We start from the raw sequence: 14607 nt of genomic DNA, 5'->3' as shown, positions 1-14607 counted from the left end.
ATGAACATTCAGCAACTGGAGTATCTTATCGCTGTAGATAAGTACAAACATTTTGGTAAAGCAGCTCAGGCATGCTTTATTACGCAGCCCACATTAAGTGCGATGATACAAAAATTTGAGGATGAACTGGATGTGAAGGTGTTCGACAGAACTACACACCCGATCCGTACTACAGATGTAGGGCTTCAGATCATTGATCAGGCAAAGGTAATTATAGAATCTGTCAATGAGCTGAAAAATAAAGCGAATCTTCTGAATAATATTTTAGGCGGAACGATCAATTTAGGAATCATTCCTACCGTTTCCTCTTTCATTTTACCAACAGAAATCTTTAAATTTTTGGAAGATAACCCGAAAATCCAGATGAATGTGAAGGAAATGACCACAGATAATATTATCAAGGCTTTAAAAGCCGGTGAACTGGATGCTGGAATTATTTCCACACCGTACGACACGGCTGATGAATTCTATCAGGATTTCCTTTTCAATGAAGAACTGATGATCTACAGCTCGAATACGGAAGCGAATAAAAAGAATTCTTATATCATCCCTGAAGAGCTGAACGTTGAAAAAGTATGGCTTCTGGAGGAAGGGAACTGCCTTAGAAATCAGTTTGAGAATATCTGTCATCTGAAAGAAAATACACTGAAACCTAAAAATCTTGATTTCCTGGCTTCCAATATTCAAACATTGGTGCATATGGTAGACAAGGTAGGAGGGATCAGCATTCTGCCGGAACTGGCATTGAGTCAGCTTTCTGATGAGCAGAAAGAAAATGTGTTCAGATTCAAAAAACCTTTCCCTTACAGAGAGATCAAAATCATCTATTATAAGCCGACATTCAAGCAGAAAATCATTGATGAATTATCTCATTCTATCAAGAGTTCTTTAGAGCAGAAGCTTAATTATCACATCAACCCGAAAGAGTTTGTGAGCATTAAACCGCAATGAACTAAGAAGTCCGCAAAGTGATATAAATCATTAATCCTAAGAAAATTATAATTAATAAGCAAAAATCTTGAGTATTAAAAAAATAGTACTTAAATTTGCAGACGTTTATAAACGAGGAAAAATTTGACCTGATTGCAACCTCTCTAAAAATATGCTAAAACAGTATTCTTTTTTGGGCAATTTATTCTTATTTTTCTTCACTTATTTTAATCTAAAAAACAAAGAATAATATGTCTTATCTATTTACATCTGAATCCGTTTCAGAAGGACATCCGGATAAAATTGCCGACCAAATTTCCGATGCATTAATCGATCATTTTTTAGCATACGATAAAAACTCTAAGGTAGCTTGTGAAACCCTTGTAACCACAGGACAGGTAGTACTTGCCGGTGAAGTGAAGTCTGACGCATATCTTGATGTTCAGACCATTGCAAGAGACGTTATCAACGGAATAGGCTATACTAAAGGAGAATATATGTTCAATGGTGATTCTTGTGGGGTAATCTCCGCAATCCATGAGCAGTCTCCGGATATCAACCAAGGGGTAGACAGAGCAGTAAACGACGAATCTTTCGAAGCTAAGGCCAACGCACAGGGAGCCGGTGACCAGGGGATGATGTTCGGTTATGCAACCAACGAGACGGCTAATTATATGCCTCTTGCTTTAGACCTTGCCCACACGATCCTTAAAGAACTTTCTGTATTAAGAAGAGACGGAAGCGAAATCGCTTACCTTCGTCCTGATGCAAAAAGCCAGGTGACTATTGAATATTCTGATGACCATAAGCCGGTAAGAATTGATTCTATCGTGGTTTCTACACAGCACGATGACTTCGGTACTGAAGAAGAAATGCTGAACAAGATTCGTGAAGATATCAAAAGTATCCTGGTTCCAAGAGTAGTGGCTCAGCAGACTGAAGAGATCAAGGCGTTGTTCAATGATCAGATCAAATATCACATCAACCCTACAGGGAAATTTGTGATCGGTGGTCCTCACGGAGATACAGGTCTTACAGGAAGAAAAATCATCGTAGATACATACGGTGGAAAAGGAGCTCACGGTGGTGGTGCTTTCTCCGGAAAAGATCCTTCCAAAGTAGACAGAAGTGCTGCTTATGCTACAAGACACATCGCTAAAAACCTGGTAGCTGCAGGAGTAGCAGACGAAGTTTTGGTACAGGTTTCTTACGCAATCGGTGTTGCTGAACCTTGTGGTTTATACATCAATACCTACGGAACTGCGAAAGTAGATCTTAACGACGGTGAAATTGCTAAGAAAGTGTCTACCATTTTCGATTTAAGACCTTATGCTATCGAGCAGAACTTAAAATTAAGAAACCCGATCTATCTGGAAACGGCTTCTTACGGACACATGGGGAAAGAGCATTATACTGCTGACAAAACATTTAATAAAGGTCAGAAGAACGAAATCACCCTTACAGGTCTTGAGTTCTTTACCTGGGAAAAACTTGACAAAGTAGACGAAATTAAAGCCGCTTTCGGTATTTAATTTTTTCTTCAGAAATAATAAATAGACTGCTTTATCTTTGGGTAAGGCAGTTTTTTTTAATTTTACACCTTAAATAATTTAGAGATGATGAATTTTAGAACAGCAGCAACCGTAGTATTTGTATTTTTCCTGAGCATAATGGCGAAAGCACAATATACCATGCATAAGATGGTTAGTGTAGGGTATACGTACCAAAACCAAAGCTTTGGAGAAGTTGGGGGCAAGCTGCTTTTCCTGAAGAATGATGATGTGATATACAGGCTTGGCGGGTCTGCTCTGATGGGTTCAGCCGGTTCCAAATTTGCAATCATGCCTAAACTGCAGGCCGATGTCATGCTTAATTTTGAGAAAAATGTAGATTTCTATCACGCGTACTATCTTTTGATCGGTGCGGAAGGAACCAATAAATATATCGCTCCGAAAATAGGAGTTACGCTTTTCGGACTTCTGGATCTTGCCGGAGGTTATGCTTTTCCGATCGGAGATGCGCGTTTGAACGGAAAAGAGATGAAAGGTTTAAATATTAATTTAACATTAAATATCCCTACAGTGTTTATTCATGATATGTTTAAATAAGTTTTTTTACATTTTTATTGTAAAAATTTAATAATTGCTTAACAGTTATTAAAAAATTATTATATTTACACCATATAATAATTGTACCGCCTATTGATTTTACTTTACTCCAAAAAACTGTTTTGTATTTACAGCTAGGGCCAGATAGAATATCTGGAGAATTGCTGGTCTGCAAATTTTTTATTATTGAGAAGAGTTATGAAATCAAAAACGGACAGCCTACTAATTTCCCTTTACCAGAAAGGAGACGAAGAAGCCCTATCAGCCCTTATTCATCGTCATCAGAGAGAACTGTTTACATTCATTTTTTACAAAATTAATGATGAAGACCTGGCCAATGATGTTTTTCAGGATACATTCATGAAAATCATCCTGATGCTGAAAGAAGGACGGTATAACGAAGAAGGCAAATTCATTCTTTGGGCAAAAAGAATCGCACACAACCTTATCATCGATCATTTCAGACTGAAAGCGAAAAACGTTAAAGTTTCGGAAACCACTTTCGAAACAGACGAGTATTCTATTTTTGATCTGATCAGAGAGCCATCGGAAAACATTGAAGATCAGTTGGTAACCCTTCAGATCCAGGAGGATCTTTTAAGAATGCTTCAGTTTCTGCCACAGAACCAGCAGGAAGTCATTAAACTGAGGTTTTTTGACGGGCTGAGCTTCAAAGAAATTGCAGATCATACCAATATGAGTATCAATACCACATTGGGAAGAGTACGCTATGCATTGATCAACCTGAGAAAAATCATGGACGAAAATAATATTGTATTGACACGTTAGGATAATAATTTCAGAAAATTCACGTTTAAAGGAAAACATGCTTTCGCCTATGAAAAAAAATGATTCCTTAAAAGTGAAAACTTTGAAACCTAAGAAACAAACAATTGATTTTCTACTGAATTACTCAAAAAGTATTGAAGTGGTACCAACTAAAAACAAGAATTTCCCAATTTCCAAAAATTAAATTGAGTAATTTTGTGCTGTATGAAAATTCAGCACATTTTTTTTGACCTGGACAATACGCTCTGGGATCATCGTAAGAACGCATATCTTACCATTAAAGACCTTTTTGAAAAGCAGGAAATCACTTTACATTATCATATCGACTTTGAAAGCTTCCACACCGTATATCACGACATCAATGAAAGTCTTTGGGAGAAGATCAGGGACGGGCTTATTGATAAAGAATACCTGAGAAAGCATCGTTTCTATGATACGTTCAAACATTTTGGAGTGGATGATGAAGAGCTTTCCCAATATTTTGAGGAACATTTTCTGGATAAAATCCTTAACCACAACGAGCTGGTAGAAGGAGCGGAATATATTCTTGAATACCTGAAATCCAAACACTATACACTGCATGTCATTTCCAACGGCTTCCAGGAAGTAACGGAAAGAAAATGTATCCTATCCGGAATAGATAAATACTTTAAAACCATTACCAGCGCTGATTCTATAGGTGTGAGAAAACCCAACCCGAAGATCTTTGAATATTCTCTTGGACTGGCAGAAGCCACTAAGGAAGAAAGCATCCTGATCGGCGACGACTGGATCGCAGATGTAGTGGGTTCTCAAAATTATGGACTGGATGTGATCTTCTTTGATGTATACAAAGAAAATAAGCAGGAGGAAGGATTAAAAGCCATTACGCATCTTCTGCAGATCAAAGAATATTTATAAAATACACAGTTTTCAATAGCTGTAAAACTGAATTTTTAAACCATTAAGGTGATTGAAGGTTTTAAGTTTAATTAAGAAAAATCAAATGATTTTTTAGGCAGCAGCCTTCTTAATTTTCTTAAACTCTTATCTGATCTTAATGGTTTATTTTATTTCTATTCAGCACTTTTTTTCTCCTTGATTTCGTTTTTCCTAATTCTTTCCTAAATTGATTCTGAACTTTGCTCCATCATAAAGACAGAAAAAATTTAACATTATGAAAAATTTTAGAAAAATCACCGGAGCGCTTGTTTTATTATTCTTATTGGCAGGCGGACTTATTTTTGCACAGGACAAAGCGATTAACGCCAACCAACTTCCTAAAACAGCTAAAGTTTTCCTTTCGACCCATTTTAAAGGGATTGCGATAGGATCTGCTATTGAAGACAGAGAAATCTATGGCGTTGACGAATACCAGGTATATCTGGCCAACGGAACGAAAGTAGAATTCGATAGCAAAGGGAACTGGAAGGAAGTAGACGGAAAACATCAGAAGCTACCTTCTGGATTTATTCCTGCATCAATCAGGAATTATGCAGCTAAAAATTTCCCAAACACCTACATCGTTAAGATAGAAAAAGAAAGATGGTCTTATAAAGCCGAACTTTCAAACGGACTGGATCTTGAATTTGACAGAAACGGAAATTTCAAAAAAATCGACGATTAATTCAAATTAAATAAACACCTTAAAATCTTAATATGATGGTTAACTGGAATATCATAAACAGCAGCGGAGGAACTCAGTCTTCCCAAAGTGTAAGAAAAAATATTGTTTCTTTCCTGACAAGGAATTATCCATGCAGCGTGGTGGATGCTATTGAAAAGAAATACAATGCATATAAAATCTACCTGATGAGCGGTCTTTGCCTTACTTTTGATGCAGAGGGACGGGCTGTGAAAACGGGATAAGTTTTACGAAGGAAGAGAGAAGATGGAGGATGGAAGTTGGTTGTCTAGGATTAAGTTCAATCGTCTATCCTCCGTCTTCCTTCTCATTTTTCATATATTTGATAAGCCAATACTGCAGCATGAAGATATTAATCGTAGAAGATGAGCCGGAACTGAAAGACACTGTACAGACTTTTCTGGAAGCAGAGCATTTTATTGTAGAATTTGCCCTTACTTACAATGCCGGGCTTGAAAAGATCATTTCTTATGAATATGACTGTATTCTTCTGGATATCATGCTCCCGGACGGAAACGGAATAGATCTGCTGAGAGAAATCAAAAATCTGCATAAAAAAGATCCTGTGATCATTCTGTCGGCGAAGGATTCCGTAGATGATAAAGTCGCCGGACTGGAGATCGGGGCCGATGATTATCTGGCGAAACCTTTTCATCTTGCTGAATTGATGGCGAGAATCCGTTCAGTGATCAGAAGGAAAAACCAGGATGGAGAAAATACCATCACGTATAAAAACATCAGTATTGATCCGGAAAACAGAACAGTAAAAGTAGGTGGTGAAGATCTGATCCTCAACCGTAAGGAATATGATCTGCTGTATTATTTTGTGATCCATCCGGAAAAAACACTGCAGAAAACTACCCTGGCTGAAGCCATCTGGGGAGATTATATAGATCAGGCAGACAGTCTGGATTTTATCTATTCACAAATCAAAAATCTTCGCAAAAAACTAAAAACCCTTAATGCAGAAGCCGATTTCCAGGCCGTTTACGGAATAGGTTATAAATTTGTCTGATGAAAGTTTCATTAAAATATTACACCATCAAATACATGATCGTGATCCTGCTGCTCATCATTGCAGTCTGGGCAGCGCTCTTTTACGCCTATATTCTGGATGAAGTGTATGATAATGTAGATGACGGACTGAAAGACAGAAAGATACAGATTATTAAAGCGGTTTACCACGATCCTAAACTGTTGGACAGTAAGGATTTTGGATTTAATGAATTTAAAATCAAACCGATTTCGGAATCTGAGTATAAAGACAAGAACCGACTCTATAACAAGATGTTTTATATGGAGTACGACGACAAAGACCAGCCTTATCGCGTACTTGAGACGGATTTTATAGATCAGTTTGGAAAACGGCAGAGACTTGAAATACGGACCTCTACGGTAGAGCAGGATGAATTGGTATATGATCTGACTACCGCTTTGATCGTGTTGTACATTCTTCTTGTGATAAGTATTTTGGCAGTCAATGGCTATCTGCTGAATAAAGCGATGCGCCCTTTCTATACCATCCTTGACCGGCTTAAAAAATATCAGTTCGGGGTTTCTGTTTCCAATGAGGCTCAAAATTATGCCATCAAAGAATTTGAAGAGCTGAATGTGGAAATAGAGGAAATGATCGAGCGTAATGAATTGGTCTTCCATCAACAGAAACAGTTCATTGAAAATGCATCCCATGAACTTCAGACGCCTTTGGCTATCGTAATTAATAAAATTGATCTCGTGATCCAGAATGATGATCTGGACAAAAAGAATATGAATTTCCTTACCGAAGTGAAGGGAGATCTGAGAAGAATGGCGGGACTGAATAAATCCCTCCTGATGCTTTCAAAAATAGAAAATAGCCAGTTCAATAAAACATCGAAAGTAGATTTTAATGAAATGATTGCGGAGCTGGTGAAAAGCTACGAAGACTTTATTGAGTTTAAAAAAGTTAAGGTCAGCATTATAGAGAAAGGATTCTTTGGAGCAGACTTTAATCCTGATCTGGCGGATATTCTGCTTTCGAACCTGCTTAAAAATGCAGTGAAGTATAACAGTCAGGATGGAGACGTCAATATCATTATAGAAGACAACAGGCTGGTTTTTCAGAATAGCGGCAGCGGTGTTCCATTGGACAAAACACAGATTTTCAACCGTTTTTACAAGCAGGGTTCAGACCACAGTTCTACAGGTTTGGGACTGTCTATTATCCGGACGATAACCAAACAATATCCCGGTTGGGATATCGTCTATGAGTTCCGGGATGGAATGCACTGTTTTATTCTTTCGAAAAACCAACTGTAATTTATTTTTCCTGAATTAAAATATTGGGAGATGAAGCGGGATGATCTTTAAACAGGTACCGATATCTGGAATCTTCGTAGGCGCTTATAATAAATCTGTCCCGATTATTGTTCTGAACTTCATGAAAGCTTTTCAGATCAATGAAATCTTTTAATTCAAGAACCTGGTCTTTGTATAGAACATAGTTGAAAAAGCGGGTAACCTTTCCTGAATCTTCAGGATTTCTGCTTTTAAGAATGATCGTATGCTTTAAGAACAAACCATTTTCATTTTTATAGATCAATTCATCCTTAATATTGATATAACGAGGTTCTTTTTTGCATGAAGTCAAAACAAGAAGAATAAGTAACCCTATATTTTTCATGACAATAAAATTACAAAAAAGCAAAAGCCTTTCGATGGGAAAGGCTTTTTATATTTAAATAGCAGGCTTTAAATTCCTAAGCTTGCTCTTACTTTTTTAATGGTTTCAGTAGCAACCACTCTTGTTTTTGCTGCTCCTTCCTGAAGTTTAGCTTCCAGCTCGTCCAGATTGTTCATATAATAAGTGAACATCTCTCTTTCTTTTGCAAAACGGGTTAAGATCAGATTTAGCAGTTCTAATTTAGCGTGTCCGTAACCGAAATTTCCGGCCAGATATTTTGCTCTTAATTCCTCCGTCTGTTCAGGAGTGGCGATCAGTTCGTAAATCGCAAAAACCTTATCTGTTTCAGGGTCTTTTGGTTCTTCCAGACCTTTAGAATCGGTTTCTATACTCATCACCTGCTTTTTCAGTTCCTTTTCAGGTAAGAAGATGTTGATGATATTCCCCATAGATTTAGACATTTTACGGCCATCTGTTCCGGGAACATATTTCGTGTCTTCCTGAAGTTCAGACTGAGGCAGTACAAAAACTTCTCCCATCTGATTGTTGAACCTTGAAGCTACATCACGGGCGATTTCCAGATGCTGAAGCTGGTCTTTTCCTACTGGAACAACTTCTGCATCATACAGTAAAATATCTGCAGCCATCAGAATAGGGTAGGTAAACAGCCCGGCGTTCACATCCTGAAGTCTGTCTGCCTTATCCTTAAACGAATGGGCAAGGGTTAGTCTCTGGTAAGGAAAAAAACATGATAAATGCCAAGAAAGTTCACAGGTCTCAGGGATATCACTCTGTCTGTAAAAATATGTTTTTTCTGTATCCAGCCCACAAGCAAGCCAAGCCGCAGCGATCTCGTAGGTATTTTGTTTGAGCTCCTTCGCGTCTTTAATCTGGGTAAGAGAATGAAGATTCGCAATGAATAAAAATGATTCATTTCCTTCCTGCTTGGAAAGTTCAATAGCAGGAATGATGGCCCCAAGGAGATTTCCAAGATGGGGTGTTCCGGTGGCTTGAATGCCGGTAAGAATTCTTGACATTTGTTTAAATTATTAAGTTTAAAATAAAGAACAAAAATAGGAAAGATTGCGATGGCTGGCAAATCCTTTTTAATGGGGAATGATTTAAGGTGCTCAGTAACAGTTTTTAAATTATATTTGTAGAAACACCTCTTCCATATGGGAAATAACAATTTTTTGTCTCCAAAGCTCTTTAATGCTCTTAAAAGCTTGTGGATCTTATTACTGATCTTCGTTGTATTGGATTTTGCAGGCAATTATTTTTATCCCGAAACGGATAACACCCTGTCTAAAATTCTGGATTATCTTTCCTATACGTTAAGCAGTCTGTTTTTCCTCTGGTATTTCCTCGTGAACAAACGATGGAAGTCTGTATTGATCATCCTTCCTTTTTTTATTATCCTGTTCTTTTGTATGAAGGGAATCCGGAATATGGTGGATTATTATGTCCCGTTTGAAGAGACCATCAACTCTGATACGCTGAGAAAATGGACCTATCTGATCATACAGTTTGTCACTGTTTTTGTAGTTTCAAAGCGATATCTGGTAGAAGAGGAGATGAATATCAAACAGCCGCTACTTAAGCTGTTTCTGTTAAATCTCGGACTTTTTGTTCTGTACAATACAGATCTCGGCCTGATTGAAAAGCTGATTGGATCTGCTTCTTATGACTCCAAAACAACGGAATTCATAGTTAATTTCGTTTATTATACCCTTACCAGCATAAAAAATGTGGCTTATCTGGGAGCGTTTTTCTTTTTAACAGCCTGTCTTGCCAACCGTGAAAGCTTTTATACATTTTCAAAGGAGGCATTACAAACTGCCAATAAGTATTTTGTTCCTGCCATGCTTATTGTGATCAGTTGTATTATATTTTCATTTGGAGGTCTTCTGGAAAGTGCATTATCAATGGAACTGGACTTTTTCGGAAAAGATCTTACCCTTATCGGATGGATGAATATGGTGGTCATTGTCGTATTTTTTGTGATCTGCACAAGATTTACAGGGCAGTTGCTTAAAGAAAGAAGGCTACTTAAACAAAAATATTACGGAGCAGTAGCTGCTTCGATCTGGGTACCATTGATCAATATAATCTCGCTTTTAATGATCAGGTTTGATGATAAAATTAAATTTCTGGCTCCTTCCAACATTGAAAAGGCTAAAAAGGTACATCTTGCTGTTATCTCCCTTCTGATTATATTCCAGTTCAGAAACGGATTGATGGAAAAGAAGGTGGATGATATTCTGATGTGTATTATCTATATGACTGCTTTTTGGATCGTGGCGTATATCAAGAAATTCACGTGGCTTTTTCCGGTTGTTCTGGGAGCAGTAGTGACTGTGATTAAAGTATATCCTTTTTATAACGGAGTTTATGATCAGGAGTTTGTGTTCAAGGATTATGTGTTAGATCTTTTTAAACATACCTTCTCCATTGCACTTGTGCTGACAGTTATCGTGTTTTATGGGATTTACTATATCGCTTACCAGGCTTTGAATACCAAAAAATAAGGCCTATTTCTTTCTCAGAATAATAGCAGCTTTGTTGAACATGCTGTTGCTTTCAGCATCCTTCGGTTTTACTTTATAGTCAAGCGTGTATTTGCCGTCTTTTTCTACCGGGATTTCAATGACTTTCTGCTCGAATTCCCATGAAGCGCTTACTTCCTTCTGTTTTTCCACTTGGGTGGTATCGGAATCATCGCTGTATCCGGAAGTCTGTACCGTCATTGGCTGTTCTTCCTCTTCCTTTTGTTGGGTATAAGTAGAATTGATGATGTGCTTTTTATCACTGAACATAGCAACGGAAGAATTGGCTACAGTATTTCCGTTCAGGCTTAGGTTGTAGATAAAATCAAAGGATGGCAACACTCCGTTTTTTACGAAAGAGGCTTCCAGCTTGCTCCAGACAACAATCACATCCCCTTTTTTCAGATCCAGACCGTCAATGGTATTAACCAGTTGCATATCTGCGGGTGTTTCTTCCGTTATTTTTTCACCTACGGGATTGCAGGAAAAAGTAAACAGAGAACATAATATAATAAGGTATAGTGGCTTCATAATTAGATTTTTAAATGTTTACTGAAGTAATCATTCATTAAAGCGGTCATGTCATTTCCATCTTTATTGGTCTTGCTGATCAGATAAAACTGTCCTTTTGGAGTTTTGATGGAGCTGATGATGAAATACTCCGTCGTGTCATTCACATAGCCGTTATCATTCTTTGCACTTACCAGAATGCTGTTGCTGCTGAGTCTTCGGACAAATGCAAACATATCATCATTGCTGAACTTGCCACTGAAATATCCGGAAATCAGATGATTTTCAAACGGAAGGTCTTCAAAATGCCCCGAGAAGTTGGAATCAGCGATAAGCGCTGTCTGATCCATTGCTTTTTGGGTATGAACATTGTCACGGTACAGATAAAGGTCAAAATGATCCTTTCTGATCTCCGTGCTGTCATTGTTTTTCAGGAAATATTTAAGTTCTTTTTGAAGGGAATTGTAATAAACATTGTAATTTTTCAGTTCTACTTCAGAAATACCCGGCTTTACCTTTTCCCATGTTAAGTTTTCCGGCAGAGCTTCTTTATCAAATGAGAGCAGATGCTTTGCTTTGCTGTATATTGAATACAGGGCAGCGTACTGGAGCTTTTCACTGCTGTATTTAGGAACTTCTGCGATATAAAGATAATAGGTTTTGGTAGCCGGAACGTATTGTCTGTAATACAATTTTTTGTGTCCGAAAGCATCGATGTAGAGCAAAGAATTTTTGTCTTCGGAGAGAATCTTTTCCGTCTCGTTAAATTCTTTGATATCAGAAACAGGAAATACATCCGGGCTATTGGATTGTCCAATCAGTACCACTTCATCAGAGCTGCTGTCAGAAAAATCATTCTGTATATTCAATCCTTGAGTATACGTAGTTTCATCCTTTGTTTCTGTCGTCTTTTGAGGGTCAGTAAGATTGATGCCCGGAGAAAATGAATATTCTTTTACATAATTACTGACGGGCAGCATGATCTCAACGGAACTGGCAGAATCAGTCTGATAAGAAACTTTCTTCAGAAGAACCTGTTTCTGATCTTCAGCCTTTCGGATAGAATCTATCTGGGTCTGAGGAATTCCCAATGCAGGATCTGTATATCCGTCATCTTTTACCACTTCTTTCTTGCACGAAAGCAGAAACAAAAGTCCGAATAAAAGGAATGTAGAATAAATTTTTAACATAGCCTAATTTAGGACTTTAAAGTAAGAAAATTATTTTATTTCAATCTTTTCTCCTCCGAATTTAGGCTGCACCCCAAAAAGCAGGTCCCAGTACACTTTTGCTTTCGCGAGGTACTCTCTCAGGTTGGTTTTTAAACCTGCATATTTGTTCACATCTGCCGCATTGAACCCGAAAGCTTCCATTCCGTTTTCCTTTGCCAGAAAGACTGCTCGCTCATTGTGGAATTTCTGCGAAATGATCACCAGTTTATTCTGTCCGAAAATTTCCTTGGCTCTTACCACAGAATCCAGCGTTCGAAATCCTGCATGATCCATCACAATTTTATCTTTTGGAATCCCGTATTGCATGAGAGTGAGCTGCATATCTTCCGGTTCATTATAATCCTTGCTGCTGTTGTCTCCGCTTACGATGATGTATTTGATCTTTCCGCTTTTATACAGATCAATGGCAGCCTGAATCCTGTTGTAGAAATAGGCGTTGGGCATTCCGTTGCTTAATGTTTTTCCGGTTCCCAGCAGTAAAGCGGTTTTGGTTTCAGGAACATCGGCAATGTTGTAAGAAACAAAGGCGCTGCTTTCTTTTCTGATGCTGTAGTTAGCCCAGGCTATAAAAATAATTCCCGCCGCAAGCAGCAGCAGGAATATTTTAAAAATATTTTTAATTACTTTTTTCATCCGGAATGCTGTTTTTAAAACTCAAGTCCGTTCGGGAAAGCTTTTTTTCTGAATATTAATAAGAATGCAGCGCCTACCGTAATGGCAGAATCGGCCACATTGAAAATATATTTGAAGAATTCAAGGTGTTTACCTCCGATCAAAGGGATGTTTTCAGGAACATACCAGTCTACCAAAGGAAAGTGAAGCATGTCTACCACGCAGCCTTTCATAAAGGAAGAATAGCCCTGTCCTATCGGAACAAACTTGGAAACGCCGCCGTATCCGATCCATCGGTCGATGCTTTGGTCGTAAACGGTTCCGCTGTCGAAGATCAATCCGTAGAACATACCGTCAATGATATTTCCGATAGCACCGGCGAAAATAATAGCCATTGGAATCAGAAGATAATTGGAAGCCCCCTGTTTCAGCCATTTCTTAAACATATAAACCATTCCTCCGATTAAGAAAAGTCTCAGGATCACCAGGAAATATTTCCCGATGATTCCTCCGAAATGAAGCCCGTAAGCCATTCCCGGATTCTCTACGAAAGTCAGTTTAAAGCCTGGAAGAACAGTGACGCTGTCGTCCAGATTGAAATGGGTTTTGATGTAAATTTTTGAAGCCTGATCAATTAACAATACTAAAAATGTTATAGCTAAGATCTTTTTCATTATTCTCCTTTTGGTTTAGAAGGTTTTTCCGTGTTTTTCTTATCGAAAATTTTCTTCGCCACCTTTTCCGTATGGAACGTATTTTTGGTCTGAGTACGCTCATATCTGATGTTCATATCTTTTAAAACACTTTTCAGTGCACTCATTTCCATAGGATTTTTAGGATGTACTATGATAGATTCCATTTTCTTTTCTGTTTTAAATGTTACATTTTGGACAATTCATCGAGCCTTTTCCGGTCTTTTGCAGACAGGTCACTGATCCCGTTTTTGCCCATCTTACTCAAAAGTCTGTCGATTTCTTTTTCCCTTTCCCGTTTATCAGAATTAAACTGATCATCGATGGTGTAGTTCTTATGCTGCTCGGGGAAGAATCTGTTTTTGATCCAGGCCCTGTTTACAAACAGCAAAACTGCGGCCACGATGATGCCTAAAATTAATACTCCGCTCATGGGTATACATTAAAAATTAGGTTTATAAAGTATCCGCGAATACGATATAAACCCAATATTATTTTTACAAACCTTAATGGTTTATTTTTGCATATTTTTCGCTTCAATGCTCAGCGTAGCATGTGGAACGGCTAAAAGTCTTTCCTTAGGAATCAGCTTTCCTGTCACTCTGCATACACCATAGGTTTTATTTTCAATACGGATCAAAGCATTCTTAAGATCACGTACGAATTTTTCCTGGCGCCCTGCCAATATAGAGTTCTGCTCCTTGCTCAGTGTTTCTGCTCCTTCTTCAAAAGCTTTGAAGGTAGGAGACGTATCATCCGTACCATTATTCTGGTCGTTGATGAAACTTTCTCTGATCAGCTGAAGATCTCTTTCTGCTTTTTCTATTTTTTCTTTTATGATAGCCTTAAATTCCTGTAAATCAGCATCGCTGTATCTAACTCTTTCGTCTGACATATTCTTT

19 protein-coding genes are annotated in these 14607 nt (G+C 37.9%); 10 read left to right on the top strand and 9 right to left on the bottom strand.

Annotated features, from left to right (window positions below; translation table 11 throughout):
- From BM143_RS19030 to BM143_RS18990, 9 genes are all read left to right on the top strand, one after another.
- Nucleotides 1-951, top strand: coding sequence for a LysR substrate-binding domain-containing protein (locus BM143_RS19030; protein WP_034726964.1), 951 nt, complete (start codon nt 1-3; stop codon nt 949-951).
- 230 nt (nt 952-1181) lie between these two features.
- Nucleotides 1182-2462, top strand: a complete 1281-nt coding sequence (gene metK, locus BM143_RS19025) for a methionine adenosyltransferase (RefSeq protein ID WP_090026427.1) — start codon at nt 1182-1184, stop codon at nt 2460-2462.
- Between the two features lie 84 nt (nt 2463-2546).
- Nucleotides 2547-3038, top strand: coding sequence for a hypothetical protein (locus tag BM143_RS19020; protein ID WP_072925544.1), 492 nt, complete (start codon nt 2547-2549; stop codon nt 3036-3038).
- Between the two features lie 198 nt (nt 3039-3236).
- A complete protein-coding gene (locus BM143_RS19015; protein ID WP_034726967.1) occupies nt 3237-3827 on the top strand; it encodes an RNA polymerase sigma factor in 591 nt (196 codons plus the stop codon).
- 204 nt (nt 3828-4031) lie between these two features.
- Nucleotides 4032-4727 (top strand): YjjG family noncanonical pyrimidine nucleotidase, encoded by a 696-nt coding sequence (locus tag BM143_RS19010; RefSeq protein ID WP_072925541.1) that lies wholly within the window; start codon nt 4032-4034, stop codon nt 4725-4727.
- A gap of 256 nt (nt 4728-4983) precedes the next feature.
- Complete coding sequence (locus tag BM143_RS19005) at nt 4984-5433, top strand: PepSY-like domain-containing protein (protein WP_090026425.1); 450 nt, start codon at nt 4984-4986, stop codon at nt 5431-5433.
- 32 nt (nt 5434-5465) lie between these two features.
- A complete protein-coding gene (locus BM143_RS19000; RefSeq protein WP_090026423.1) occupies nt 5466-5675 on the top strand; it encodes a hypothetical protein in 210 nt (69 codons plus the stop codon).
- 119 nt (nt 5676-5794) lie between these two features.
- Nucleotides 5795-6466 carry a response regulator transcription factor gene (locus BM143_RS18995; protein WP_090026421.1) on the top strand — a complete coding sequence of 224 codons (672 nt, stop codon included), beginning with the start codon at nt 5795-5797 and terminating at the stop codon, nt 6464-6466.
- On the top strand, nt 6466-7749 hold the full coding sequence (locus BM143_RS18990) for a sensor histidine kinase (RefSeq protein WP_090026419.1): 1284 nt from the start codon (nt 6466-6468) through the stop codon (nt 7747-7749). The genes BM143_RS18995 and BM143_RS18990 overlap by 1 nt, the downstream gene beginning before the upstream one ends.
- A 1-nt stretch (nt 7750) precedes the next feature.
- On the opposite strand, the gene BM143_RS18985 is transcribed toward BM143_RS18990, so the two are convergent.
- Together BM143_RS18985 and trpS are read right to left on the bottom strand one after the other, a co-directional pair.
- Nucleotides 7751-8113: a hypothetical protein gene (locus tag BM143_RS18985; protein ID WP_090026417.1), complete on the bottom strand. Its 363-nt coding sequence runs from the start codon at nt 8111-8113 to the stop codon at nt 7751-7753.
- Between the two features lie 68 nt (nt 8114-8181).
- Complete coding sequence (trpS, locus tag BM143_RS18980) at nt 8182-9150, bottom strand: tryptophan--tRNA ligase (RefSeq protein WP_090026415.1); 969 nt, start codon at nt 9148-9150, stop codon at nt 8182-8184.
- 138 nt (nt 9151-9288) lie between these two features.
- On the opposite strand from trpS, the gene BM143_RS18975 reads away from it, so the two are divergent.
- Nucleotides 9289-10641, top strand: a complete 1353-nt coding sequence (locus BM143_RS18975; RefSeq protein ID WP_090026412.1) for a hypothetical protein — start codon at nt 9289-9291, stop codon at nt 10639-10641.
- Between the two features lie 3 nt (nt 10642-10644).
- Here the strand turns inward: BM143_RS18975 and BM143_RS18970 are convergent, their stop codons facing one another.
- The 7 genes from BM143_RS18970 to BM143_RS18940 all read right to left on the bottom strand — a co-directional run bounded on the left by BM143_RS18970 (nt 10645) and on the right by BM143_RS18940 (nt 14600).
- Nucleotides 10645-11190: a hypothetical protein gene (locus BM143_RS18970; protein WP_090026410.1), complete on the bottom strand. Its 546-nt coding sequence runs from the start codon at nt 11188-11190 to the stop codon at nt 10645-10647.
- A gap of 2 nt (nt 11191-11192) precedes the next feature.
- Nucleotides 11193-12359: a hypothetical protein gene (locus tag BM143_RS18965; RefSeq protein WP_090026408.1), complete on the bottom strand. Its 1167-nt coding sequence runs from the start codon at nt 12357-12359 to the stop codon at nt 11193-11195.
- Between the two features lie 30 nt (nt 12360-12389).
- Nucleotides 12390-13034 carry a SanA/YdcF family protein gene (locus tag BM143_RS18960; protein ID WP_090026406.1) on the bottom strand — a complete coding sequence of 215 codons (645 nt, stop codon included), beginning with the start codon at nt 13032-13034 and terminating at the stop codon, nt 12390-12392.
- A 14-nt stretch (nt 13035-13048) separates the two neighbouring features.
- The gene (locus tag BM143_RS18955) at nt 13049-13687 is read right to left on the bottom strand and encodes a lipoprotein signal peptidase (protein WP_047452685.1); all 639 of its coding nucleotides are present in this window, start codon (nt 13685-13687) and stop codon (nt 13049-13051) included.
- The gene (locus BM143_RS18950; protein ID WP_047452684.1) at nt 13687-13872 is read right to left on the bottom strand and encodes a hypothetical protein; all 186 of its coding nucleotides are present in this window, start codon (nt 13870-13872) and stop codon (nt 13687-13689) included. Before BM143_RS18950 ends, BM143_RS18955 begins: the two co-directional genes overlap by 1 nt.
- A 20-nt stretch (nt 13873-13892) precedes the next feature.
- Nucleotides 13893-14138 carry a DUF6576 domain-containing protein gene (locus BM143_RS18945; RefSeq protein ID WP_034726981.1) on the bottom strand — a complete coding sequence of 82 codons (246 nt, stop codon included), beginning with the start codon at nt 14136-14138 and terminating at the stop codon, nt 13893-13895.
- Between the two features lie 81 nt (nt 14139-14219).
- Entirely contained in the window at nt 14220-14600 is a 381-nt protein-coding gene (locus BM143_RS18940; RefSeq protein WP_034726982.1) for a TraR/DksA family transcriptional regulator, read from the bottom strand.
- Nucleotides 14601-14607: the final 7 nt, after the last annotated feature.

The organism is Chryseobacterium oleae, assembly GCF_900115055.1.
Classification (GTDB): domain Bacteria; phylum Bacteroidota; class Bacteroidia; order Flavobacteriales; family Weeksellaceae; genus Chryseobacterium; species Chryseobacterium oleae.
Note: the sequence above shows the minus strand (reverse complement) of the source record. Positions and strands in the feature narration are given on the sequence as shown.